The sequence below is a fragment of the Phyllobacterium sp. 1468 genome (assembly GCF_031455525.1).
Taxonomy (GTDB): Bacteria; Pseudomonadota; Alphaproteobacteria; order Rhizobiales; family Rhizobiaceae; genus Phyllobacterium.
Window position 1 is genome coordinate 283,363 of sequence record NZ_JAVDSX010000002.1, and the last position, 25,440, is coordinate 308,802.

The window sequence follows — 25,440 nt, forward strand, 5'->3', positions numbered from 1 at the left end:
AAGTCGCCCCGGTTGCGCCGCCATTCGTTCCGATGGCGGCTTGGAAAGCGTTACTGTATTTCTCGGCGTCTGTGATGTTCTTCCTCACCCAGGGCCTCGGGATGAACCTCGCGCTCGCAAACCTGAATCAAATACAGGGCTCGATTGCCGCCACTACCACGGAAGCCGCTTGGCTATCGGCCGCTTACATGGCCCCAAACGTCAGCCTGGGCATCCTCCTTGTCAAGGTTCGCATGCAGTTCGGCGTCCGAGCCCTCGCAAAGGCGGCCGTCATCAGTTTCGTAGTAGCGTCGCTGTTGAACCTGTTTATTTCCGACCTGCAGTCGGCGATTTTCGTCCGCTTTCTGAGCGGTATCGCCGCAGCCCCGTTGGCTACACTGGGCTTTCTATACATGCTGGAAATCTTCCCACCGGAGAAACGCGGAACAGTGGGACTTTGCCTAGTGACTATGAACTCCATGCTCGGTGCCCCTCTTACGCGGCTGGTCTCGCCGACGCTGATCGATTACGGCGGATGGCGTGGCCTTTATACGCTTGAGATGTCACTCGCACTCCTTGTGCTGCCGATTATCTTCCTACTTCCGCTGACAGCGCCGCCCCGGGTGAAAGTAATCGTCCGCACCGACATCCTCAGCTACATGTTTATCGCTATCGGCTATGGCTGTTTTGCCGTCGCGCTTTCCGTTGGCCGTGCATACTGGTGGTTCGAAGCTTCATGGCTCGGTGTGGTTCTCGTTGTGGCGGTCGCGTCGCTCTGTGTGGCGGCGCTCGTTGAGCTCAATCGCGAACACCCTTTGATCGACATTCGCTGGCTGCTTACGTGGCGCAACGTCCATATCTTTGGAATCCTGTTGATTTTCCGCTTGATGACTGGTGAACAATCCGCCGTCGTGATGTTGTGGTATCAAAACATCGGTCTGTTGTTCGATCAGTTGCAGACGCTCTATCTGATCATTCTCGCGTTTACGGTCGTAGGCGGCTTCGTCTGCGCGGCCTTGCTGAACCGGGGCCTCAGTCGCAGCATACAGGTCGTTGCCCTGATGTTGCTTGCCACCGGAGCCTTTATTGACAGCCAGACGACGAATCTCACGCGACCTGAGCAGATGTATTTGAGCCAGGCGCTCATCGCGATGGGGTCCGCGATGTTCATACCCCCCACTCTCGCGGATTTCTTCAACGCGGCTTTTGCCAAGGGTCCTGCTTATATTGTTACATTCTTCGTCGTGTTTATGTTCACTCAGGTCATTGGCGCGCTGGTCGCGACAGCGTCCTACGGCACGTTCATCACGATCCGCGAGAAATTCCACTCCAACGTTCTCGCCGAGCAGATACGCCTGACCAATCCAATCGTCGCGGACCGTGTCAGCGCGCTGATTACGCCATATGCCAAGGTGATGGGGGACCCTAGCCTGATGAACGGCGAAGCTCTGACGTTGCTCGCCGCACAGGTGACAAGGGAGGCCAATGTGCTCGCGTTCGGTGATGCGTATCTAGTCGCGGGCTCGATCGCAGTGGCGGCGCTCATTATCATGCTCGGTCATCTCGGCCTGCAGGCCTTCGCCTTGAAATTCACCAGAACCAGCGCCGCTGCCCCAGCCGCCGCTTGAGAGAGACGAACAGATGCAAAGATTAATACGCTCCCCTCTCGAAGTCATCGCGGTCCTCGTCGGCATCGGCGGTGTGCTGTTGCTGCTGTATGCGTGGCACCTGCCACCCTTTGACAGTTCCGTAGAAACGACCGACAACGCCTACGTCAAAGGATATGTAACGATTGTGAGCCCGCAGGTGAGCGGCTACGTTACCAATGTCCTTGTAAAAGACTACCAGCAGGTAAGCGAAGCGCAGTTGATCGTGAAAATCGACGACCGCATTTACTCCCAGCGCCTGGATCAAGCCAAGGCCACCCTCGAGAGCCAGAAGGCGGCCTTGGCAAACTCAAGACAGCAGGAATTATCGGCGCGCGCGGGCATCACCTCGAGCGAAGCGCAGATAGACAGTGCGAACGCAGCGGCCAAACATGCGCAGCTGTCATGGGACCGCATCCAAAATCTGGTGTCAAAGGGGATATCTGCGACAAGCGATTCAGATACGGCGCAAGCCACGCTCGATCAGGCCAAAGCGGCGGTAAATGAGACAAAGGCCGCGCTGGAGGTCTCGAAGCAAAACCTCGCAACGATCATCGTCAACCGCAAATCGTTGGAAGCTGCCGTGAGCGGCGCTGAGGCAGCGGTTCAGCTGGCCGATATCGACCTGCAACATACCTCGATCACCGCCGCCAAGTCGGGACGGCTCGGTGAGGTCGGTGTCAGGCTCGGTCAATACGTGACCGCAGGAACGCAGCTTGTCGCCCTTGTGCCACGCGACGTCTGGGTCATCGCGAACTTTAAGGAAACCCAACTCGAAGGTATGAAGATCGGCCAGCCTGTCACCTTTTCGGTTGACGCCCTCGGGCATGCCAAACTCAAGGGACAGATTGAAAGCTTTTCGCCGGCTGCCGGATCGGAATTCGCCGTGATAAGGCCCGACAACGCCACGGGAAACTTCACGAAAGTGGCTCAAAGGGTCGGGGTAAGAGTCGCCATCAACCCCTCCCAAGCCTTATCCGAGCAGCTGTCCCCGGGACTTTCGGTCGTCGTTTCCGTTGATACGAGCTCGACGCCCGGGCAGTCGCTGGCATCAAACTAGGGTGTCAGCCACCCGATGAATTCGTTACCGTCTGCCATATTTTTGCTGCTTGAAGGCGTCGAGCCTTTGCTCCCTCTCGTTCGAGTAGGCATTGCTAAGCGTCGTCTCGGTATCGTCGAATGAGAAAATATCCGATTTCCCCAATATGCGAAGCGACTTGTCTATGACTTCTCCCGTCGTTTTGGAGACTATCTTGACAGCAGTCTCGGCATCGGGCCCGTATTCGCCCCACTTGAGGCCCCACGCCCGAATGGCCAACAGGATTGGATCGAGTTCCTTTCCTTTTTGGGTGGCAAAATACTCGTAGCGTTTGGGGCGCTCGCTGTAGGCGCGGCGTTCGATCACGCCATCTTCTTCGAGCTGCTTCAACCTTAACGACAACAGATGAGAAGACATGCCTGTCTGGGCCTGGATATCGTCGAACCGTCGAGTTCCCATGCTCAGTTCTCTCATTATCAGGAGCGTCCACCGTTCACCCACGACGGACAACCCACGGGCAATAGGACACAAGGTGTCCGAAACCCCATCCCAACTCATGACATCTTCCCTTTGTTACTCTACGCAACGATCTGAAGCGCCAAAGCATCAGCGACGGCTCGTTTTCCCTGCATAATTTACACCCCTCTTCTTTAAATGACTCCTTCACTTCCCAAGAACAAGAGCAACTTCAAAAATTGAACCATAGAATTGTTTTTTTTGATATTTTATTGCGATATTGTCAATGTTTGAGGAACGAATGCGGAACTTTTGACACATTCTGGGGCGATCGCTGGCCCAAACGCACGAAAAAACGACGGGAATGAGCTAGATCGCCAATCGCGAGATTGGCCAGCAAAAAGGATTTCCTGTGCGTCTCGTCAACTGAAGACCTTGACCAGGACCTTGCCAACAACGCGCCCAGTCTCCTGGGTTTCATGCGCTTCCACGATAGCATCAAGCGGAAAACACGCGCCGACAGCGGGATGATAAGCCCCTGCAACCATGCAATTGTTGATGTCCTGGATCGCTTCAAGCTTGGCAGCCGCTGGCACGGAATAAACGAATACGAAGCGCAAAACCAAGCCCTTGAACATCGCCTTCAGGAATGGAATAGAGAGCTTCGCAGCTGGATTTTCGGTCGCATAGCTGCTGATTACTCCACTCGGCGCGATGCAGGCCATATCAACCTCAATGTTGGCCACAACATCGACCTCGATGATACGGTCGACACCCGCGTCGTTCGTTGCTGCCCGAACCTTCGCCGCGATGTCGTCGGTACGGCGATTGATAATGAGATCGGCCCCGGCTGCGCGCACGACATCTTCCTGCTCAGGACGGCTAACTGTGGTCGCGACCCAAGCTCCAGCCCATTTTGCCAAGAGAATCGCGGCGGTACCGACAGCCCCAGCACCACCTTGCACAAGAACGCGGCGACCCTTCAGGTCGCCGTCTGCAAAGAGGCAACGATGAGCAGTCAGCGCCGAGATGCCTAAGGAAGCGCCGATTTCAAAAGGTACGCCATTTGGAAGCGGAACTGCTCTTTCGGACGGTACCACAGTCAGCTCAGCGGCAGTTCCCCCGGGCCGGCCCGCTTGAGCTTCGTAGACCCAAACCCGTTCACCGAGTCTGGAGTTGGACACCCCTTTGCCTACCGCGTCAATTATGCCCGCTCCGTCTTGATGGGGAATGATGCGGGAAAAGGGCATCGGCGCGCCGCCAAAGCCTGTTCGGCCTTTGATGTCGGTCGGATTCACTCCAGAAACGTGGATCCGAACGCGAACCTCTCCCGGTCCTGGCTGGGGATCTGGAAGCTCGCCAAGAGCGAGGACGTCGGCGGCCGTTCCCTGGCGCTCATAGTATGCAGCTCTCATGCTCGGTCCTCAAAGTCTGGTCACCTAAGCCACCATCTAGATTCGGTGGGCAAGTCTTGGCCCGTTTCAGGCCGCGGCCGGGATGCGCTCCAAGAGCTCTTCCGTCGACAAAATTGCGTGCGCGAACATGGGCCCGTTCGTCGCTGCAGCCTTCATGCCGTCCTGGCTGAATGCGGCAGTGCCGTCTTTGACGAGGGTTACGTGATAGCCAAGTTCCATCCCGTATCTTGCTGTGGACTCAATGCAGCTGTTGGCGACAAGGCCAACGAAAATCAGATTCTCGATCCGGCGCTGCTTAAGCTGCATGTCGAGATCGGTGTTGGCGAAGCCGTTCTGGGCCCAATGTTCCTTGACGACGACATCGCCCTCCAGCGGTCCGAACTCCGGATTGAATTCGCCTCCCCAGGTACCAGCCTCGAAGGCCTTTACTGGTTTGTTGGCCTCTTGAAACATGTTGACATGTTTCCAGTCGTCATAATCATGGCCATGCGGGTCCGACCTGTGGTGAGGCACAATCACGACCTTGAAACCAGCGGCGCGGGCCGCCGGGATGATCTTCCTCAAATTCGCAAACATGTTCGTGGCGTCGGCCGTTTCCTTAATAGCTTCGAACAGCTTGCCACCTTCGGTCATGAAGTCGTTGTACGGATCGACAATAAGAAGTGCGGTATGGCTAGCGTCGTACTCGTTGTTGCTCATGATTATCCCCTCTGCTCTGGGCCTAGAATATTCCTAAATACCCAAGGCTTCAAATATTGAAGTTATCAGGATGTCAAGGCCATGTCGATGGACACGCCTTTCAGAGCCGCCGGCCAAACGAGATTGGGTGATACAAGTCCGCTTTCAGAACGACACAGTTCGGTGGGAGCTTGCCGACTGTCGCATCGACTGGCCTTGGTTGCTCCTACTGCTAGATCCATTGGCGATCGGGCCAGTTTCGATCGTGAAACTCGCCCGATCTCGATTCACCTCGCGGAAAGGTACCGAGAAGCGGACTTCCCGTTCTGGGACGCTTCCAGCAGCTTGAGACGTGCGGCATCGTAGTCGGCGAACAGCTGGACATCCTCCACCGAAGGAAGCGTGATGGTTTCACCTTGGTCGAGGCCCGCAAGGGCGGCATCGACCATTTGCTCGGCTTCCATTACGCTCGTGGGATCGAGAGCGGACAATGGAACGCCAGAGAGCTCCCAGATATCGGTCGCGGTGGCGGCGGGTAGAACCAGCTGGACCTTGACGTTAGTTCCGGCGACTTCATCCTGCAGGCCTCGCGTGAAGTTATTCACGAAACCTTTCGTACCGCTGTAGATGCTGCTGATGGGGAGAGTATGGAAGCCAAGCACGGAGCCAATATTGATGATCGTTCCGCTGTCCTTTTCATTGAACTTGCGCAGAGCCGCAAGGCTCAACCGCACCAGCGCTCCGATGTTCAGACCCGTCATCGCATCAACTTCGCTTTGTTTGACGGCGGTCAAGGAGCCGAGGGTCGAAGTGCCTGCGTTGTTTACGAGAAGTGTGATGCTGTCGTCCGAGGCGAACAGGTTTTCGACATTGTCGAGGTCGGCTGCAATGGCGAGGTCCGCCACCAAGGTCTGGACTTTCACTCCAAATTCCGCACGCACCGAGCTGGCGACTTCGTCGAGCAGGTTTTCCCTACGGGCGACCAGCACGAGATCGTATCCGCGCTTGGCCAGACGCCGAGCGTAGATCTTGCCGATTCCGGCAGAAGCCCCCGTTACGACGGCGGTGCCCTTCTTGTCATTCATTGTCATTGTTGCTCCATTTGGGCCGAAAGCAATTGGCCCGGATTGAGATTTCTATCGGAATGGCCCTGAACCAACTTCGTGGCGGGTCGAGTGCAAACATGATGGATGTCATGGTTGGTGTCGATCCATGACGATTATCATGTATGGTGTCAACGCAAATCTTACCAAGAGTTCGAGGCGAGATATCCGGCAGCAAACTTGCCGAAAAACTTGGCCACATGGTCGGCGCGGCGGTCCTTACCAACGCCGATCGCGACAAAGACCGTCCGACGAAATTCTGACGGAAGTTCCCGCTGGCCTGTTGGTGGGCAGTCGGCCGCGGTGAAGCGGTCCCAAACCGCCTCGCTGGTTACCGATTCATGCGACAGTCGATACGATAGAGAATGCGGCTACAATGGCGACCACGGTTTCGATTATTGCGGCGGGACGATCTTTTCCGAATGCGGCGGCCATACGCGCGCGCGCCGACGCACCACCAAGCGTGCCGATCGTGGCACCTACGATACCCAGCGCAAGTCCAGCGGCCAGAGAGCCTCCGGCAGCGCCGATCGCCGCGCCGGACAGCCCGCCGAGGACGATTCTGGCACCGAACTGCACGGGGACTTTGCGACTGGGAGTGGACGGAAGCTGGTCCGTCACCAGTTCGACGAGGGCCAGAATACTGAATATCCATGGGGTGAAACGGTACCCCATGAATGCTAGTGGGGTCTGACTCAGGTCAAACCATCCGAGATACGCGGCCCACGCGACAAAGGCGGGAGCGGTGACGGCCCGCAGGCCCGCGACAACGCCGATCAACAATGCGAGAAAGAATATCATTAAGGTCTCCGAATTTGGTTTTCATCGAAAGCCGCACCTTCCATCGCGAAAAGATGGGCCGCAGTCGCTTGGTTTGAAGTCTCGTATCCTGGCGGACTCATTGCCAAGGTCGATCGATTAAAATAGTGACTTCAATTTTTGAAGCAAGTCTAATAAAGTTTGAGTGCCTAAAACCATCGTATAATATCGAACTCTGCATTTATTCCTTAGGTTGCCTCCATCGCCCCGCACCTCCCAGCTGGGCGCAGGTGGAGCTTCCGTCCCATCCACCTAAGGGCCCAGGCGTCACCCCTCGCCTGGTTCCGCGGAGAAATCCGCCAAAGACCGCTCCAGCCTTTGGGAGCGGTCTTTTCGCTGTCTCAACAATGATGCTCGAACAAATCCGTTAGTTTCCGGAGGACGATCTTCGGCTGCATTTCGGTCCAGATCGCTCGCGTCGTCGACTATACCAAAAAGCCCGTTGACTAATACCCTTGTAAGGCTTTAAAAATTGAAGTCACTACAAATTGGTACCGACCATCCCCGTGGCTGCCTCGCCCTGCACTCGGTGACAAAGGACGAACTCGTGATGCGACTCTGGAAATGGCAAGCGGGAGATCGGTCTGCGACGCAGGAACAGAACGACGTCGCAATGGCACTCACCGCGCTTTCGAATGCGGCGGCTGTTTTCATCATCGACACGTTCACAAGCATAGAAAGCGCGGTCGCTGTCTTCTATGTCATCGTTATGCTAATGGCGTCGGACTTCCTCACCCGAAGGGGGATAGTTGCGGGCGGGGCGCTTTGCGCCGCCCTATGCGTCACCTCTTACTTCGTCTCGCACGGCGTGGACGATGACCTCGCGACGTTTCTGAGGCTGGTCGGATCCCTTTCGGCGCTTGCGATCACTACCGCTCTGCTATTCAAGAACGAAACCAGCCGACTCGAACTCCTTGCCTCGCACAATCAGACAAGACGCAGCGAATACCGTTACAGGTCGATTTTCCAGCAAAGTCGCATCGCACTATGGGAGCAGGACCTCACCGAACTCAAGACACTTCTTGATCGCCTCAGGGCGGACGGCGTCACCGACATCGCAAAATATGCCCGGAACAACCCCCGGTTCCCGGCCGCCTGTACGTCGGCGATACGGACCGTCGCGGTCAATGAGGCCACCTTAGAAATTCTCGGAAATATCACCCACGATCAAGCTCTCGGCCCTATTGGCCGCTTTATACCACATGACTGCCCTGCGCTTTTTGGCTTCGTCAAAGCCTTTTTCGAAGGACAGCGCCGATACGAAGCGAAAGGTAGAATACGCGACAGCCACGGGAACGAGTCGGTCGTCCTTCTGGCGGTAGAATTTCCGGAGGATCAAACCGGGCTCGATCGGATCGTCGTCGGCCTTGTCGACCTAACGCAGCACGAGGCGGCCCAGGCCACAATGATGGCGGCGCAGACCGAGCTGGCCAGAGCGTCCCGCGCATCGACTGTGGGTGCGCTGTCCGCTTCGATAGCCCATGAATTGAACCAGCCTCTCGGAGCCCTGCTTATGAACGCGGAGGCGTGCCTCCGCTGGTTGCGGCGCGATCCACCCGACTTGGCTGCTGCCGGAAAGGCGGCAGAGCGCATGATGCGGGACGGACAACGCGCCAGCGAGATCGTGAAGACGACAAAAGCAATGCTCGCACGCACTCCTGTCGCCACGGAGAAGATCGACTTGGCCCCACTCGTGGAAGAGACGAAAGCACTTTTGGAATACGAACTCGATCGCCAGAGCGTATCGCTCGAGGTCAGGACGGGCGCAAAGCTTCCCCCGGTGCCGGCGGCGAAAAGCGAGCTACAGCAGGTTCTCATAAATCTAATAACGAACGCCATGCAAGCTATGCAGGAGGCCCGATCACCGACTAGGGAGATCGCGGTAAAACTGGCTTCAGCGGGACATTCCCATGTCTCCATATCCGTCAGTGACACAGGTCCAGGCATATCGCCCGACTCCCTTGACAAGGTATTCGCCCCTTATTTTACGACGAAGCCTGCGGGAATGGGGATGGGCCTTGCGATCTGCAAATCGACGATCGAAGCGCGGGGAGGCAAGCTCTCAGTCAGAAACAACGACGGAGCAGGCGCGACCTTCCAGATCGTTCTCCCCGTGGGAATCGAGGTTCGCCCTAAACGTTTGTATGATGTTCTGCAAGCTGGAGGACCGCTACATTGACCTGTTCGCATGAAGCCAAAGGCCCACATATCCATGAAATCCAATTGCATAATAGCCATCGTGGACGACGACGAGGCCATCCGCGAAGCGCTGGGCGACGTCCTGCGCTCGTACGGCTACGAAAGTCGGGCTTTTTCGTCCGCGGAGGATTTTTTGACCTATGGGGAAAGGTCTTCAATCGACTGCATCCTACTGGACGTCAAGATGCCCGGGCTCTCCGGATTGGAGCTGCAGGAAATTCTCAGGGACTCCCCGATTTCCAACCGGATAGTCTTTATGACCTCACATCAGGAAGACATCATCAGGGACACAGCCGTCAACGGTGGAGCTTGCGCTTTCCTTGGCAAGCCCGTGGACATGGAACTGCTGATCGGCCTTCTCGGACGCCTGCTCGGAAATCGATGACATTGACGCGGGTCCGGATCGCCCGCTTCCCGCCGGGTCCAAACTATGTTGCGATACATTCCCATGGAATAGGGGCTTAGGATGCTGGATACGGCCAAGCCTTCCGTCACAAGTGACCCGACGATCTTCGTTATAGACGACAATGAGGATTTCCGTGTGGCCCTCGTCGCCCTCCTAAGTTCCATGAACATGCTGACGAAGTCCTTCGAGTCGGCACGCCAGTTTCTCGCTCAGCCCGTTCACGACGGTCCCGGCTGTATCCTTCTGGATGTCAGAATGCCGGGTTTGAGCGGTCTCGACCTGCAAGACCAACTGGAAAGGATTGGCAGCAGAATTCCCATTATCTTCATCACGGGCCACGGCGATATACCCATGACCGTTCGCGCTCTGAAGGCTGGCGCATCGGACTTCATCGAGAAGCCCTTCCGCGAACAGGCGCTGCTCGACGCCGTTACGACAGCGCTCGCCCGCAGCGAGGAATCCCGCAAAAGCGCATCGGAGGTTGAGGTAGCGAGGGCCCTCGCCGCGACGCTGACGCCCCGCGAGCGAGAGGTGATGGCTGTCGTTTGCAAAGGGCTTATGAACAAGCAGATCGCTTATGCACTCGGCATCCAGGAGATTACCGTTAAAATCCATCGCGGCAACGTCATGAGAAAGATGCAGGTCAGGTCGGTGGCCGAGCTCATACGCCGAAGCGACCTGCTTACGCAGCTCGAGCCTGCGTGATCGATCGAGGCAAATGCGGTCTAACGAGCTGACGGTCAATCGCCGCGGACGACGTTCGGAAGCGGTACCGCCAAGTTGGATTGCGACCTCTCCGGTAATTCGCACTGGTTCGCGAAAAGACGTTCGCTGAGAAAATCGACAAAAACACGAACCTTGGGCGAGAGATGGCGGTTTGACGGCCACAGGAGGTGGAACTGTCCGGGGCCGTCGAGGTAGTCCGCGAGCAAGGCCTGCAGACGCCCTTCGGCAATCGCCGACTTGGCTAGGAAGTCCGGCATGAAACCAATGCCAAGACCGCTCTCGGTTGCTCCCCGCAGCGCTTCCATGTTGTTGCAGATCATCACAGTCCGGGCGCGAAGATCGGAATCACCGTCGGAGAAGTTCAGCGGCCAGGCCTGCAGTTTTCCGCTGTTCGGGTACCGGAAGCGAATGGCGAGGTGATCGTCGAGGTCGCGCGGACGGATCGGAGTTCCATGACTCTGGAGATACGAGGGCGCTGCGCAGAGCAGGAGCTGAAACGGTCTGAGTGCCCTCGACATCAGACGTGAATCCGGCAGGTCACCGCTTCTGATTGCCACGTCGATTCCCCCCTCGATCATGTCAACTATAAGATCGTTGAAATCGAGGTCGAGTTCGACTTCCGGATACTGCCTCACAAAATCGGGTAGCACAGGCAACAGCAGATGGTAGCTTACGAGCGGAACGCTGACCCGTAGTCTTCCCCTTGGCGTCGCGACCGCGTGTGCGAGAGATGCTCGGGCATCTTCGAGATCGTCCAGTACCCGTCGGCATCGCTCGTGGAAAAGGCGGCCTTCCTCCGTTAGGCGAATGCTGCGTGTCGATCGTTGGAACAGCCGCACACCAAGCTGCCGCTCGAGCGCCGTGACGGCCTTCCCTACAGCGGACGCGGACAGGCCCATCACACGCCCAGCAGCGACGAAACTTCCGAGATCAGCTGTACGGACGAAAGCTGCTAAGTGGTTGAACTGATCCATGCCGACCTCATTCGAGCGTATCCTTCCTGAATAATTGGAAAGTTGTGGGGCTAATCCGGGGATTGAAGCAAAACTATCCTTATAGGGCCGATGGTGTCCAGCCTGTTCTGGATTCGTCGATGCCATCAATCTTTTTTCTCTCAACCCGGCGGAACCCCCATGGTTACACCTTTCCACGAGAATCCTCGCGGCCTCGCGACAAAACTGATCGTCCTATTTGGCATCTGCTGTTCTTCGGCGGCCATGCCGCTTACCTTTACGGGCCCGGCCGTCGCCCTCCCCGCAATCAGCCACACGCTCGGCGGCGACCCGGTCGCTTTGAATTGGGTGACGAACGCATTCATGCTGACGTTCGGAAGCACGTTGATGGCATGCGGAGCGCTGGCCGACAACTTCGGACGCAAGCGCATCTTCGTCTTGGGCCTCGTCACCTTCGCCCTCTTCTCGACAGCGCTCGCCTTCGCCCCAAACATCTTCGTATTTGACCTTCTCCGCGCCCTTCAGGGTCTGGGTGCTGCTGCGGCGTTTTCGGGAGGCATGGCATCACTTGCGCAGGAATTCGAGGGAGCCGCGAGGATGCGCGCCTTTAGCATCGTCGGAGCGAGTTTCGGTGTTGGTCTTGCGTTCGGACCCATCGCGTCCGGTGCCATGATCGATGCGTTCGGCTGGCCATCGATCTTCGCGCTCGTCGTGGCCTTGGCGTTGATCGCACTCACGCTTGGCATCGCCTTTATGCACGAATCCCGCAATCCCCACGCGGGCGGCCTCGACTGGGCTGGGGCCGTGACCTTCACGCTGGCGCTTACCCTTTTCACCTACGGTGTACTGCGGGCCCCGGGTTCGGGCTGGAGCGACACCACGGTTATCGGCCTTTTGGTCGGCGCTGCTTTGCTGATGTCCGGCTTCTACTTCATCGAGCGCTCAACCCCTCATCCGATGCTCGATCTGACCCTCTTTCGCTATCCGCGCTTCGTTGGCGTCCAGCTACTCGCGGCAGCGCCCGCATACGCCTTCGTGGTTCTTCTGGTGCTTCTCCCAGTTCGTTTCGTCGGGGTCGAGGGGATGAGCGAGATAGAGGCAGGGCAGCTCATGATAGCCCTTTCGGGACCGCTGCTTGTGTTGCCGATCGCTGCGGGCCTGCTTACGCGCTGGCTTGCTCCAGCGACCGTCTGCAGCGGAGGTCTTCTTCTTTCGGCTATCGGTCTTTTTTGGCTAAGTCAGACCCCTATAGGATCGTCGCCGGGAGCCCTCATACTGCCGTTGTTCACTATTGGCGTTGGCATCAGCCTACCTTGGGGACTGATGGACGGTCTGGCCGTGAGCGTCGTTCCCAAGGAGCGGGCCGGAATGGCGACAGGGATCTTCAGCACCACCCGCGTCGCTGGAGAGGGGGTTGCGCTGGCGGTCGTCAGCGCCGTGCTATCCACTCTGACAAAGAGCTATTTTCACGAAGGCTCGGGGACCAACGCCGCCGCCGAGGCGGCACAGCGGCTCGTTACGGGCGATCTCATTGGAGCCCATATGCTTTTGCCGAACTCTACCTCTATGGAGCTTGTCCGGGACTACAGTGATGCTTTCACCTCACTACTGTGGCTGCTGACGGCCATAACCCTCATCACGGCCACGGTCGTCCTGCTTTTCCTTCGTGGCGATGCGGAGGACAGCGCCGGAGCCGAAGGTTTGAGACCCGCTATAGAAGGCTCCAACAACGCCTAAGAACATCCGTTCCGCAGTCCCGGATCCCGGAACGGCCGTCTAAAACCTTTGTATGATAGCCGCGGCCCCCAAAGGTTTCGTACATGGAGAGGGTAAGCACTGTCTCATTACGTTGCAGAAAAAGGCGACTACTATGGACGTCCATACCCCGATCACGGCCGATACCACGCAGGTGTAACGACCGAAAGCAGGAGATGCCCGGGACGCCGCCATCTTCACGATTTCGGTCACCGACTTATGATGGGTTAGCACAATACTCTTCCGATTCCGCCGCAGCGCAGGCAACACGCGGTGCGGCGTCCTGACGACGCGTCAACCAACAAGCCATCGCACCCTGGCCCGGAGAGATTGCACATCTCCGGCTTGAGCCATCGCCCGACCCAGGCGACGCCGCAGTCACCGTGCCCAACAGATGAACATAGGAGAACTACAATGATTGCAACCGGATTTTCCACTTGGAAAGGATCCTGGAAACAGGGCAGCGGAACGATTTCGACGGAAACGGACACGTTCAAAGACAAACCCTACAGCTTCTCTAGCCGCTTCGAAGGCACTCCCGGAGGAAGTCCTGAGGAACTCCTCGCGACGGCACAGGCAGGCTGCTTCAATCAAGCGCTCGCCAATAATTTCGGTATGATTGGTTTCGAATCCGAGAGTATCAATACTTCGGTCGTCGTCGAACTCGGCTATGGCGACGATGGCCATCCCGCGATCAAAAGCTCTTTCGTTACGGTCGAAGCGAAGGCACCCGGCGTAACACAGGAGCAGTTCGAGTACTGCGCTGAACGAGCGCGCACCACCTGCACGATCGCTAGAATTTTGAAAATCGACATTGGCATGAAGGCGACGTTGCTGCCGTAACGCGGAAGTTTCGTTCGTGGAGCCGATTTGTTTCACGCAGCAAAAGGCGGTGTTGGATTATGCCGCGTCCAAAGTCTGGCTCGTGCCACCAAACTCTTAGAAGAAATCGCTCTTCTGCGAGTCAATAACCTGGAGATACATCATGTTCATCAACGATTTCAAACCCTCGCAATTCGCACTGACCGAGGTTACGCCCCGTTACTGGAAGGTCGCTTTCAACAATCCTCCGGTCAACGTCATCGGACCCGCCATGATTGGCGAACTCAAGCAGCTACTCACTGAGCTCGAGACAAACCAGACGGTAAACGTCGTCGTTTTCGAAAGTGCGGATCCTGACTTCTTCCTCGCTCACTACGATCTGGTGGCCAATCCCGCCGAAGCGGAGGCCCTTCCCAGCCCCACGGGCTTCGCGGCTTGGGTCGATGTGCTCGTCCGAATGTCGCATGTGCCAGCCGTCACTATCTCGGCTATCCGCGGCATTGCTCGAGGTGCGGGTAGTGAATTTGTGCTGTCCACCGATCTTAGGTTCGCAAGTCTCGAAAAGGCCATCCTCGGCCAGATGGAAGTAGGCTTCACCGCCCTTCCCGGCGGCGGCGCGGCGGGCAGACTTCCCGCGCAAGTGGGCCGCGGACGTACCTTCGAAATCCTTCTGGGCGGCGAGGACTACACGGCCGAACTTGCCGAGAAGTATGGCTATGTCAACCGGGCAATTCCGGATGAGAAGTTTGAAGGGTTCGTCGATGCCTATGCCACAAGGGTATCCAATTGGGACAGGCGCGTAATCGCCGAGATCAAGCATTATGTGAACAAGTACACGCTCCTGCCGGACGCGGAATTCCCGCCGCAGTCCGACGCTTTCTGGGGCGCAGCTGCTCGGCCGGAGTTTCCCTCAATTACGTCGCAACTGCTAGAACGGGGCCTTCAGACCAGGAGTCCGCTCGAGTACAATCTCGGTGCCGAAATGGGAAATGTCTTCCCGGCCACGACTAAGGGTTAACCAACGTCGCCATCCCAGCGGGCCCGCGCAAGTTCTCGGGCCCCTCCCGGACGGCCAGGACATAATTCGGGATAAACCACAGCGAACACCGATTGAGGGACAATGGAGCTTCAAACTTTGAAGTTTCTTTGTGGTAGCACGGCTTATCTTCGCAGGCGGCACCAAAGTCCTCCCCACTTGGCCTCTTCGATAACCACGCGGCCGCTGCCGATATTCACGAAAACCACAGGACATTTCCATGAAAATCCGCCAATACTTCGCCGCTCTCGCCATCGCACTGGTGGCCGCATCCGGTGCTTACGCACAGACGACTTCTGGCGAGAACCAGGACATCTCCGACGCTGCCCTGGTCAAAAACCTGCCTGGATTCACCGACAATTTTGCCACCGTTAACGGCATACGCCTTCACTACGTCGCAGGCGGCGAAGGCAAGCCACTCGTCCTTCTTCCCGGCTGGCCCGAGACCTGGTGGTCCTACCATAAGATCATGCCGGAACTTGCAAAACACTACCGGGTGATCTCGGTTGACATGCGGGGTATGGGCTCTTCCGACAAGCCAGCCGATGGTTTCGATAAAAAGACGATGGCCAGCGACATCTCGGAACTTGTGACCCAGCTCGGCTACAAGTCGGCCGACATCGTTGGCCACGACATCGGGGCGATGGTGGCCTTCAGTTTCGCGGCGAACCATCCCGAGCAGACCCACAAGCTGGTTCTGCTCGATGTCGGCCATCCGTCGGCGGGTTACATGAAGCTTTCGCTCCTTCCGCAGCCGGGCTCGTTCAACGACCAGGTCGACGAAGATAATGTCTATCTCTGGTGGTTCGCATTCCATCAGGTCAAGGGACTTCCCGAGAAGCTCATGGAAGGGCGCGAGCATCTCGAGCAGGAATGGTTCTTCCACTATATGGCCAAGGACGAATCCGCGATCGACGCCACCGACAGGGCGGTATACGCCGCCGCCTACGGAAGCAGCGATGCTATCCGTGCGAGCAACGGATGGTACCAGGCATTTCTTCAGGACATCGCGGACGACGCCAAATACGGCAAACTCTCCATGCCCGTTCTCGGTCTCGGCGGTCCCGGGTACAAGCGCCTCAAGGCTTCCCTTGACGACAGAGCTCCCGGCTCGACCACCATTCATGTCGAAGGTAGCGGACATTTCATCGCGGAAGAAAAGCCTGACGCACTCATCGGATATCTGAAAGATTTCCTAAAGTAACGGCAGGCGCGTTTAGCTCATCTACGGAAGCACTCAAAAGTCCCGCCCAGTCTGTGTCGTTTATCAGGCCGGAACACATCAAGTATCGCGTGGGCGGCCTGCCCCCATGCAAACCTCCGGCTTCTACCGGAAAACCCCGCCGGCCGCTCATCGGTCGGCCTCGAACGCCTGCCCAATCGAGCAGATGTACCAACAGGCCCATGGCCAGGAGATTGAAATGCGAACTTTGATATTCTCAGCAATCACAACCCTACTTGCGAGCGCGAGTTTAGCCGCTCCCGCCCACGCAGCGCGCCTCCCTGAGGGCGCTGCCCATAATATCGTCCTAGTTCACGGCGCGTTTGTGGACGAGACTAGTTGGAAGCCCGTTGCCGACATCTTGACCAAGAAGGGCTACAAGGTAACGCTCGTCGAAAACCCGCTCACTTCGCTCGCCGCTGACGTTGACGCGACAAAGCAGGCGCTTTCCAAGCAGGACGGCAAGACCGTTCTCGTCGGCCATTCTTGGGGCGGCGTCGTCATCACACAGGCAGGAAACGATCCCAAGGTTACGGCGCTGGTCTATGTCTCCGCTTTCGCTCCGGACATCGGCGAATCCTTGGCGGCTCTTGCCAAGGGCGGCCCGGCGACCGAAGGTGCTAAGGCCATTCATCCTGACGAAAATGGCAATCTTTTTATTGACCCCAAGGTCTTCCCTTCTGCCGTCGCCGCGGACCTTCCGCTCAAAATTGCAGAATCCTTGGCAAATTCGCAGCTGCCGTTGAACCATACCGCATATGAGGCCCCAGTCACTACGGCGGCATGGCATGATAAACCGACGTTCTATGTCGTCAGCACGAAGGACAAGGTCATCGCGCCTGAAGCCCAGAAAATGTTCGCCGCCAGGATCAAGGCGGAGACAACGGAAGTGGCAGGCAGCCATGCATCGCTAGTTGTTCATGCGAAGGAGGTCGCCGCCGTGATCGAGAAAGCCGCGTTGGCTAAGTGAAAAAAAGGCTCTCGGCGTGTATCCGCCGGGAGCCCAATATATCCGTGAGGCTACATTCGCCAGACGGTGGTGTCCATCAAAGGACTAGCAGCACGGGTCCAACAGCATCGAGAACGTGTCGCGGGGTACTTGTTCTGCACAACGGGCAAGCATTGAAATTGCCGTCCTAGCTGACGCCGTAGACAAGGTTGCTCGGCAATCATGTTCCTGGAATCTCGCCAACGGCAGCAACGGCAGCCACGATTGCCTTCCTTTTACCCGGTCGATTTTCTTCCCAAACCGAATTCATATCCAAGCCACCGTCTAGCGCCGCCTTCATCTTATTGCGGGCGTTGTCCGAAAAGCAGCCGTGCTTCGACTTGCCGAACTCGAACACCCAGTGACAGTCTGGATCACTATCAATATTCAGATGCTGACGAAGTGCTTTCGATTTGGGTTCGGTCAGACCTAATTTTTTTGCCAAATCGCTAGGGAGCATATGGAATTTTTTCCTTAGGTCGACCTCACGAACGGCAGCATGACCTTCAGGGTCGTCCCCCTTAATGTATTTTACGGGAGCTCCCTCTTTCTTCGAAAAATGGACCGTGAAAGTGGTGCCCTCGCCTGTTGTCGCGGTGCCAACTGTATTTAAACGTGGGAACACCTCGTTGAATTCCTTGCCGTCTTTAATCGCTTTTTCGATACGATCGATATCTCTCTCGGAAACCTCGACTTTTTCGGTAACTATTGCCTCCATCGCGAGCAAGGAACGCACTCTCGCTCTAGCTTCGTCCCTCTGTCGCTTGCCAGGTTGGAGAAGCTCAGCGATCAGTTTGTATTCGCGGTCGACAAGAAAATCGAAATCTCCGGGAGGTTTGGTGGACACAGGCAACACTCTCGGAGGAATGTGGGAACTGACATCGAGATCAAGGCTGCGCTTCAAGTAAGCATCGTAAGCCGTTATGATAGCGCGAGTATTCATATAAAGGAGATCTTCGGAGACTACGATGATCCAATGCTGCGCGGCATCGCGGAGAGCATCCACAGCCCGGAAAATTCCTGCCTCTGACTCTTTCAAATCATGGTGTGCTTGGCAAATCCCAAGGCATTTTTCAAACCCCAGCGATCGGCTTGTGTCCTTATCGAACACCCTAACTCGATTTTGGCACAGCACCGCCTTCAAGAGCATTTCGGCTGAATGCTGAAGGTGTAGTAAGACGGAAGTCGTGCGACCATCATCATCGTAGGAATTAAACGCCGACATTGCTCGCCGCAAAGATGCGATAGAGTTTAGGCTGAGAGTCTTAGCATCCCTCTGCAGTGACATTCTAAACGTCCGCCCACTTCAACATGATAGCGTGTCCCTTCGCATCGAGTGACACCCTGGTTCTTCGCCTTCGGTACCACGGATTAGCACGGCGAATCATTGCCTTATGGCCATTCGAGCTTGCGCCCGACACCGCCAGCAGGCAATGCCACATTTTGTCGGTATCATTGTGAATCGCGAAATGAAATCATATCATGAAGTTAGAGCCAGATCCTAAAGCCAGCCCCGCTCGACGAGAAAAACATAGGAGAACTGAAGTTTCAGGAGCGTAAAAAAATCGAATACGTCGAGGATGGCATCACGCGAGAAGAGGCATCTTTGCGAAGCTTGGGGCAGCACTCCGGCTTTTGCCCATAGCTTAGTCAGAACCCTTTACCATCGGATCTGTCAGGCTGTAGACATCTGGGGAATGAGCAAAACGCACCACGCAAAAGTGAACCACTAGCAACATTCCCGTGGTCGCGGGAGCCTGCCGCAGGGGACAAAAACGTACGAAAAAGACCCGACATAGTTGCAAGCCCACCTCTCGCACTCCTTCGGGATCGCTTCGCGTACTTTCGGCCAACGGCGGTCATTGACTAATTCGGACTATCGTCTCTCAACATGCGAAATCTCAAACAGGTGCCGGATTCTTTTCACCAAGCCCGGTACTGCATGAATACCCGCAATCTCCGCACTGTTACCGAAAAGATGCTTCTCCGCTTCGGCCCGCCGCGACAGAATAAGACCGAGCTCTTCCACCAGGCTTGGTCGATCGCGCAGCAGCGGGGCCAGGGTGGACTTGGCGATCTCGTAAACAACGGTGTAGGCAAGGGCACGCACGGAACCAGTCTCTCCAGCTCCAGTCAGAAGGCTGGCTTCGCCGAAGTAATCCCCCGGTGCCAACTTGGTCAACGTCAGCTGCCGATGGTCTTCCTTGCGTGTGACGACCAAAACGCCCATTCGAACGATCATCAGCGATTGCATTTCACAGCCTTGCTCGGCAACAACGTCGCCCTTGTGAAAGGTCCGGCGCGACATGGCGTTGGCCAAAACTTCTTTTTCGTCCTCAGTGAGTGTTTTGAAGAGCGGGATCGCGTCGAGCAGCCGCATTTGTATTGAGCGCATGCTGGATGGCGAGTCCGCCTTGGCTAGCAGGGAGCCGGGGTCGCCCGCAGGTGATGCCAGCGGTATGCCAGCGGCCATACTGTGGCGGTAGATCAGATCGAATATTTCGTTCTGCGCTGCTCCGGCGTTGGCGATGTCAGCCACACGAAACGACAGTTCCAGCTCTAGCGCAGAACCATCGAGCGATTTGATCTGGATGCTCGGCTCGGGCGAATTCAGTATCGTCGTCGAGCTCAGGAGAACGGAGCGCATGACATCAACAACAGCTGCCGGCACTGTGGTGGGCGAAAAACGCACGGTGATACTCACGCCGTGGCTCCGGTCAGGGCTACTCATATTGATCAATCGTGCCTTGGCAAGATCGCTGTTTGGCAGGATCACAAGGTCGTTTTTGCTGTTGAGGAGATGCGTTGCCCGCCAATTGGTTTCGACAACCCTCCCCTCGGTGCCATCGCCAAGAACGATCAGATCGCCAATGCCGTACGGCCTTCCCAGATTGAGCGCGATCCCAGAAAAGACATCGCTCAATGTACTTTGTAGGGCAAGGCCGAGAATGATGGCGAGGACACCGGACGTGGCGATAAGTGTGCCGACGGGAAGACTGAAGACATTGGCGACGACAGAGAGAACCGCGCCCAAATAAATGATACCGACGACCAGATCCTGAATCAGCCGCCCCTCGCGTGGACGGCGTTCGAAAATCAGGAACACGCGTGCAAATCCAACCAGCGCCCAGGCGGCGTTGATCCACCAGATCACCTTTGCAACTCCGGTAAAAATTTTCTGGACCGCCGAAGCCGCGGGCGGACCTGGTTCATACGGCACGATACCGTGGTAAAGCAGTAGTGCCGTCAAAACGACAAAGAACGAAACCTGAAAGATCAGGTGCCATGTCGGGTTGTTGCGAAGTGCCACCCGCGAGACGAATGCACCTACGGCCGCAAGTGTTCCGGCCTGAATAATGGGATCGGTGATTATGTCGGACAGCGTCATTGTCAAAGGCACGCGAGAACGCTTCCAGTCCGCCTACAAACTATACTTCTTGCAAACGGATCGCTTCCTGTCGCCAGACAGACCGCGGCATGTTCCGTCAGAAAAGTTTTTGAAGTCACTCGCATTCTCTTTTGCTTGCATCGTGGGATTCACATTTTCTTATACTTCTGCACATCAGCGGTGAATGCTACTAAGGTATTATTGAAAAACAAAGCCCACCTCCTCGCCGCTAAAGTAGCCGGAGAAGGTGGTATGGAGAAGGTGGCAGAAAGTTATCGCATCCTTCTGTACCTGGGCTGGTCTGGTGTTTCGCTAATCCAAAACCCGGATGCGCCACAATTGGTCTATATCGCATCTTTATTTTGAGCAGCGCGGCGATGGGTTTCGTCCCGACGCTGCCTGGATGGTCCGGCCATGTATCGCTTGTCATGGGCGGGCTCTGTGCAGTTGGCGGACCGTCAGCGTCCTTCCGCGGATCCGCAACAATACCGTTTGTCAGAAATCTTCTACTCGGATGTCCCGTCGGATCCGCGAGAGTAGGGAGAGCCCTATTCACAATACACAGCTTAACTTCGAATTCACCGCTACGCCGTTGACAAGCGTGCGATGGACACACGCTCGTCACCGTCAATCGCCGTTCCGGTCGCGCGATCCCCGGCAGGACGGATGATCTGGCAACACCGATTGTCGCTGCTTCGCCTGCCGAGCCGAGAGTCAAATGTGTCAGAGGCTTTCGAACGCCTGGATGGCGGCGGTAGCCGTGGAGTGAGCGCTGAAAGGATTGGCTCCGGTGACAACGCGACCGCTGGTGACAGCAAAGTCTCCGAAGGGCTCGGGGGGGGCCTTGTATATCCCTCCAGCGCTTACTGCGCTTTCCTCAGTGGTGAGGACGCCGTCGGCATGGATCTTGTCGAGAACCCCCGCGAGGCCGTCTGCTTCGGTTGAAAATCCAGTGACCTCCTTGCCTTCGATGATGGACTTCCCGGTCGAAGCATCCTTCACGCCTGGAAAAATAGCACCGCCATGACACACTGCGGCGACGACACCGCCGCGAGCCCAGACGTCGGCCGCCACAGACTGCAAAGCCGTTGCCGACGGATAATCATAGACGCTGGCAAAGCCGGCAGAGGCGAAAAACATCCCATAGTCTTTCGCGTTGACGGAGGAGGCCTTCTTGACGCCGCCCTTCAAAGCTTTGTTGAGCGGGTGGCTTTCGTCTTTGACGATGTCGACGTCGCCCCCCGAGATGAACTGCTCGCTTAGTGAATATGGGTCGATGACGAAGCTGCCTGTCTCGCTGGCTAGGTCGACCTCGATCCCGGCGTCGGTCAGCGCGACATAGGGATGGAGAATTTCCGTATAAAACGCGCCGTTGACCCCACCATCGGGATAAAACGGTGCGCTGTGGCTCGTGATCGCAATCAATGCCTTTTTCGGCAGTTTCGCTGTCATGTGATTTGATCCTCTTCTTGGCCGCGAATGGCGGACCATGACACGCGATGGTCCGAGCTAAGAAGTTGTTTAGCCCCCACTTCCGTTGCCGGGTATCATACAAAGGTTTTAAGGTTGTCCGCGCGCGGGGGTGGTCGCGGTGTCCGGAAGCCATACTTTCGTTCCGTGTGCGACCGCCACATCCGCCAAAACGGAAAGAGCCAGCGACCTGGCATCGCGCGCCTTTCCGAGCAAGCCAGTCGAACCTTCAGATATAATTCCACGGTGTAGATCCCCAGACCCTCCTGCCGTAGTTGCACAGAAGGAAGATAGGTGGCCGGATTTTACGCCGCCCGAAGCGGGACCATCCCGCCGCTACCGTGGACTAATTTTGCACCGCCGCTCTCAATCTCCCTCATCGCAGCGTGGATAAAATCGAAAAGAAGATCAAAAGCGTCTGGAGGGCCAAGGGCCTGTTCTGGCGTGGTGAGTAGCGCTGTATTATGGGAGGAGTTGGGGGCCTTGTCGCTGTCGAGGCTAAAACGAATCCGCGCATTCGATTTGAGGTGGGCGATCTTGGCAAGGTACCCGCGAACCGTCGCGTTTCGGGTGTCGGCGCTAGTTATGTAATGGCCCCATTTGTCCATTGCTCAACAGGGCGGCCGAGTCGCTCTACGGACGGAACCTATGGTATCTACTATGCAGGGGACAGTGAAGAAGTCGCTGTCGCCGAAACAATCCATCACCATCAGAAGTTCATGAGTTCAACGCCTCAGCGTCCCGGCTGGACGTCGGACTTTCGTGTCTTGGTGGGCAGTGTGGACCGAGCACTAGATTACGTGAACGCGGTGCCTGACGTTCTTCATCCGCATGATTACACCGCTTCCCAAGTTGAGGGACGTGGACTTAGGGCGGCGGGAAGCGATGGCCTCTTGTGGAACAGCGTTCGAATGCCTGGTCAACGTTGTATCGGCATCTTCTGGCCGAACGCCATAGCCATTCCTGTCCAAGGGCGGCACTACTGCTATCACTGGAACGGCACACGGGTAGATTTTGTGCGTCAGTACGACACTGGAGCAATCTTGGCCGTAACTTAACAGGTGGCTTGTGGCACTTGCTGCATAAGGCCGCAAAAATGCTTTCAGCGCTGGTGACAGCAGATGAGGTTCCCTACCACGAGGGGCTCGATCTGTAGACAGTTTTCAGCCGCTTCGGATGTGAAATCATATCTTATTGCAAATTTATTTTCTTTAGAAATACAGAATTTTCAGCGAACGCTACGAGAACAAACCAGATATACCACGCTAAAGTGCGCACATTTTTCTCTGGTGTTGGATAAAACAATAAAAAGGATCTAGACAACTTCAAGATTCAGTTATAGAACCCGCCTCCTTGGTTCCGACCAAGTCAACAAGGAAGTTCACCATGACCCATTCACCCATATCGATAGTTGAACGGAACATCCGTCAAATAGCCAGCTAAGGCGTCGGTATGACTTAAAGCCGATACTTATCAGTATGGGCTACTTTTCGGAAGTTATAACTTCAAGCGAAAAGTTCCGGTCATAAAACACCCAACTTAGACTTAAGACTCGTGGATCCGCACTCTTTTCTTTGTGCGGTTACTCAGGGCCGTATCGTATCTTGCGATCCGCAGGAGACGTCATCGTCGATCTTCTTGATCGGGCGGTCTTAAGGAGTTTTGCCATCTGCCTGGTCCACACGGACAATGAACACGAACAATCTGTTCGCGTCATTGATCACCCCGCCATGTGATCTTGGCCGTTGGTTTCAACTGATCTTACTTTTCACCGCTGCCAAGCGGTGGGACGGCGTTTGCATGCCCAACTTTAGGTCCACGAAAGGACAACCACGATGCTGCAAGATTACAAATACGAATTTCGAGGCTTCGAAACGATCGACGCCTCCTCCGGCGCTGATAAAAGAGCGATCAAAATTCAGTCGATGCGACTGATCGAAGTCACCGATGAAAAGGAGAAGACCATCTCACTTCTTGCGCTTCGACTGATTTACCGGGTTGATGATGCGAGCTGGATTGACGAGGTATTCGCGGACCACATGATGCGGCTAGAAAAAGATACAGGCCATGCGGTCAAGGTCTCTCGTCGAAACGGGGCCCAATATGACGACGCCGCAGTGTTGGAGTTGGCCCGCATGGTTGAACTGAACTGCCGTCCGGTCGCGTCGCAGTGAACCTTTGAGGCTCAAGCACTGAAGGACTGGGCTAGTCCTATCCATTTTAGCGCTGATCATTTCGCAAACTTGAAGCGGAACAAGCAATCGCAGAAACACCTGCGTCATAAGCCACCGCCCCTCGCGCCTAGCGGGAGGTAAAACTCAACCCCGTCGTCCGTCGTGGCGACCTGCCGAAGGAGGCCATCATGAAATACCTCACTGCCAAACGAACTTCTTTCGGTAACGAGGCACCTCCCGAAATAGCGACCTGACCGCGGACCTCGTCCGCCCATCGGTTCCTATCGGGATTTCCAAACGATCCCAGACTTAAACAGCGCGGGCCTGACGGCACCGCCAAGTGGAGATTTGTGCCTTGTCCAATCACGACGACGATACCAGCAAACTTGATAAACCTGTCCGCCCATCAAGCGACAGGCAACGACGAAAAACGGGCCGAGCCAGGGCTCGTTCCCTAATTGCGCCCGCATGCGCGCGCCCTGGCCACATTTGGATTCCCCCGTCGGAGTCCCTTGCGAGCCGAAAGATCGAGATGCGCAATAAGGCATCTTTTCGCGGAACAATCGTGAATCCGAAGAACAACAGGTTGATGCGTTACGAAAGCAACTTGGAGCGCGACGCCGCCTACATTCTCATCGCGCATCCGGATGTTGTTCATGTCCAGGAACAACCACCTGCGATCGCTTATTTCGATAGATTTGGTGTTGAGCACACCCACACGTTCGATTTTGAAGTGTTGATGAAGGATGGATCGCGCCGTGCAATCGCGGTGAAGCCGGAGGCGAGAGTCAAAGCGACTGGCATCGAGGAAAAGCTAAGACTTATCCGAGAGCAGAGACCACCTGGCTGTGCGGACATCATCCAGCTACGTACCGAGCGGCACATTACCCGAAATCGAGCGGCCAATGCCCGATTGATTATTCGAGCGAACCGAAGCCGTTCCGAGGAGAACATCGTCGAGGTGCATCGAGCTCTCCGCTTGTTCCTCGCCCCCGTCCCAATTGCAGATGTTCTGGCCGCCGCAACTATTCCCGACAGTCCAGGCTTCATGGCCGTGCTCTGCCTCATCGGCGACGGGCATGTGCAAGTCCTCGACAGTGACCGGATCACCTACAGGAGCAAGGTCCAGCTCAATCAATCCACACAACCCGGGAAAGGGCAATAAC

General features: G+C 56.3%; 22 protein-coding genes. 13 read left to right on the plus strand and 9 right to left on the minus strand.

Translation table 11 applies throughout. The features are described from left to right. Positions 1-32: 32 nt before the first annotated feature. Together J2X72_RS06835 and J2X72_RS06840 are read left to right on the plus strand one after the other, a co-directional pair. Positions 33-1,607 (plus strand): MFS transporter, encoded by a 1,575-nt coding sequence (locus J2X72_RS06835; protein ID WP_310071003.1) that lies wholly within the window; start codon positions 33-35, stop codon positions 1,605-1,607. Positions 1,608-1,620: 13 nt separating this feature from the next. Beyond that, positions 1,621-2,685 carry an HlyD family secretion protein gene (locus tag J2X72_RS06840; RefSeq protein ID WP_310070019.1) on the plus strand — a complete coding sequence of 355 codons (1,065 nt, stop codon included), beginning with the start codon at positions 1,621-1,623 and terminating at the stop codon, positions 2,683-2,685. Between the two features lie 24 nt (positions 2,686-2,709). Here the strand turns inward: J2X72_RS06840 and J2X72_RS06845 are convergent, their stop codons facing one another. The 5 genes from J2X72_RS06845 to J2X72_RS06865 all read right to left on the minus strand — a co-directional run bounded on the left by J2X72_RS06845 (position 2,710) and on the right by J2X72_RS06865 (position 7,117). Continuing rightward, positions 2,710-3,222, minus strand: coding sequence for a helix-turn-helix domain-containing protein (locus tag J2X72_RS06845; RefSeq protein ID WP_310070021.1), 513 nt, complete (start codon positions 3,220-3,222; stop codon positions 2,710-2,712). 320 nt (positions 3,223-3,542) lie between these two features. Next, the gene (locus J2X72_RS06850) at positions 3,543-4,535 is read right to left on the minus strand and encodes an NADPH:quinone reductase (RefSeq protein WP_310070023.1); all 993 of its coding nucleotides are present in this window, start codon (positions 4,533-4,535) and stop codon (positions 3,543-3,545) included. 66 nt (positions 4,536-4,601) lie between these two features. Continuing rightward, on the minus strand, positions 4,602-5,234 hold the full coding sequence (locus J2X72_RS06855) for an isochorismatase family cysteine hydrolase (RefSeq protein ID WP_310070025.1): 633 nt from the start codon (positions 5,232-5,234) through the stop codon (positions 4,602-4,604). 266 nt (positions 5,235-5,500) lie between these two features. Then, positions 5,501-6,304 (minus strand): SDR family NAD(P)-dependent oxidoreductase, encoded by an 804-nt coding sequence (locus J2X72_RS06860; protein WP_310070027.1) that lies wholly within the window; start codon positions 6,302-6,304, stop codon positions 5,501-5,503. Between the two features lie 351 nt (positions 6,305-6,655). After that, positions 6,656-7,117 carry a DUF4126 domain-containing protein gene (locus tag J2X72_RS06865; protein WP_310070031.1) on the minus strand — a complete coding sequence of 154 codons (462 nt, stop codon included), beginning with the start codon at positions 7,115-7,117 and terminating at the stop codon, positions 6,656-6,658. 490 nt (positions 7,118-7,607) lie between these two features. On the opposite strand from J2X72_RS06865, the gene J2X72_RS06870 reads away from it, so the two are divergent. The 3 genes from J2X72_RS06870 to J2X72_RS06880 all read left to right on the plus strand — a co-directional run bounded on the left by J2X72_RS06870 (position 7,608) and on the right by J2X72_RS06880 (position 10,445). After that, positions 7,608-9,314: an ATP-binding protein gene (locus J2X72_RS06870; RefSeq protein ID WP_310070034.1), complete on the plus strand. Its 1,707-nt coding sequence runs from the start codon at positions 7,608-7,610 to the stop codon at positions 9,312-9,314. 33 nt (positions 9,315-9,347) lie between these two features. Next, positions 9,348-9,719 carry a response regulator gene (locus J2X72_RS06875; RefSeq protein WP_310070036.1) on the plus strand — a complete coding sequence of 124 codons (372 nt, stop codon included), beginning with the start codon at positions 9,348-9,350 and terminating at the stop codon, positions 9,717-9,719. Positions 9,720-9,800: 81 nt separating this feature from the next. Further along, positions 9,801-10,445 carry a response regulator transcription factor gene (locus J2X72_RS06880; RefSeq protein ID WP_310070038.1) on the plus strand — a complete coding sequence of 215 codons (645 nt, stop codon included), beginning with the start codon at positions 9,801-9,803 and terminating at the stop codon, positions 10,443-10,445. A 35-nt stretch (positions 10,446-10,480) separates the two neighbouring features. Here J2X72_RS06880 and J2X72_RS06885 read toward each other — a convergent pair whose 3' ends face one another. Continuing rightward, positions 10,481-11,440, minus strand: a complete 960-nt coding sequence (locus J2X72_RS06885) for a LysR family transcriptional regulator (protein WP_310071006.1) — start codon at positions 11,438-11,440, stop codon at positions 10,481-10,483. Positions 11,441-11,599: 159 nt separating this feature from the next. Between J2X72_RS06885 and J2X72_RS06890 the strand changes: the two genes are divergently transcribed. The 5 genes from J2X72_RS06890 (at position 11,600) to J2X72_RS06910 (ending at position 17,224) form a co-directional block, all read left to right on the plus strand. Next, a complete protein-coding gene (locus tag J2X72_RS06890; RefSeq protein ID WP_310070041.1) occupies positions 11,600-13,156 on the plus strand; it encodes an MFS transporter in 1,557 nt (518 codons plus the stop codon). Between the two features lie 432 nt (positions 13,157-13,588). Beyond that, a complete protein-coding gene (locus J2X72_RS06895; protein WP_310070043.1) occupies positions 13,589-14,017 on the plus strand; it encodes an OsmC family peroxiredoxin in 429 nt (142 codons plus the stop codon). Positions 14,018-14,159: 142 nt separating this feature from the next. Next, a complete protein-coding gene (locus J2X72_RS06900) occupies positions 14,160-15,014 on the plus strand; it encodes an enoyl-CoA hydratase/isomerase family protein (RefSeq protein ID WP_310070046.1) in 855 nt (284 codons plus the stop codon). Positions 15,015-15,252: 238 nt separating this feature from the next. Next, complete coding sequence (locus J2X72_RS06905; protein WP_310070048.1) at positions 15,253-16,236, plus strand: alpha/beta hydrolase; 984 nt, start codon at positions 15,253-15,255, stop codon at positions 16,234-16,236. A 217-nt stretch (positions 16,237-16,453) separates the two neighbouring features. After that, positions 16,454-17,224 (plus strand): alpha/beta hydrolase, encoded by a 771-nt coding sequence (locus tag J2X72_RS06910; RefSeq protein ID WP_310070051.1) that lies wholly within the window; start codon positions 16,454-16,456, stop codon positions 17,222-17,224. 199 nt (positions 17,225-17,423) lie between these two features. On the opposite strand, the gene J2X72_RS06915 is transcribed toward J2X72_RS06910, so the two are convergent. From J2X72_RS06915 to J2X72_RS06925, 3 genes are all read right to left on the minus strand, one after another. Then, positions 17,424-18,530 carry a hypothetical protein gene (locus J2X72_RS06915; RefSeq protein WP_310070054.1) on the minus strand — a complete coding sequence of 369 codons (1,107 nt, stop codon included), beginning with the start codon at positions 18,528-18,530 and terminating at the stop codon, positions 17,424-17,426. A gap of 588 nt (positions 18,531-19,118) precedes the next feature. Further along, positions 19,119-20,630, minus strand: coding sequence for a cyclic nucleotide-binding domain-containing protein (locus J2X72_RS06920; protein ID WP_405044671.1), 1,512 nt, complete (start codon positions 20,628-20,630; stop codon positions 19,119-19,121). Between the two features lie 723 nt (positions 20,631-21,353). After that, entirely contained in the window at positions 21,354-22,082 is a 729-nt protein-coding gene (locus tag J2X72_RS06925; RefSeq protein WP_310070057.1) for a hypothetical protein, read from the minus strand. Between the two features lie 482 nt (positions 22,083-22,564). Between J2X72_RS06925 and J2X72_RS06930 the strand changes: the two genes are divergently transcribed. From J2X72_RS06930 to J2X72_RS06940, 3 genes are all read left to right on the plus strand, one after another. Further along, positions 22,565-23,158, plus strand: coding sequence for an RES family NAD+ phosphorylase (locus J2X72_RS06930; RefSeq protein WP_310070059.1), 594 nt, complete (start codon positions 22,565-22,567; stop codon positions 23,156-23,158). A gap of 777 nt (positions 23,159-23,935) precedes the next feature. After that, the gene (locus J2X72_RS06935; RefSeq protein ID WP_310070060.1) at positions 23,936-24,274 is read left to right on the plus strand and encodes a hypothetical protein; all 339 of its coding nucleotides are present in this window, start codon (positions 23,936-23,938) and stop codon (positions 24,272-24,274) included. 565 nt (positions 24,275-24,839) lie between these two features. Beyond that, on the plus strand, positions 24,840-25,439 hold the full coding sequence (locus J2X72_RS06940) for a TnsA endonuclease N-terminal domain-containing protein (RefSeq protein WP_310070061.1): 600 nt from the start codon (positions 24,840-24,842) through the stop codon (positions 25,437-25,439). Position 25,440: the final 1 nt, after the last annotated feature.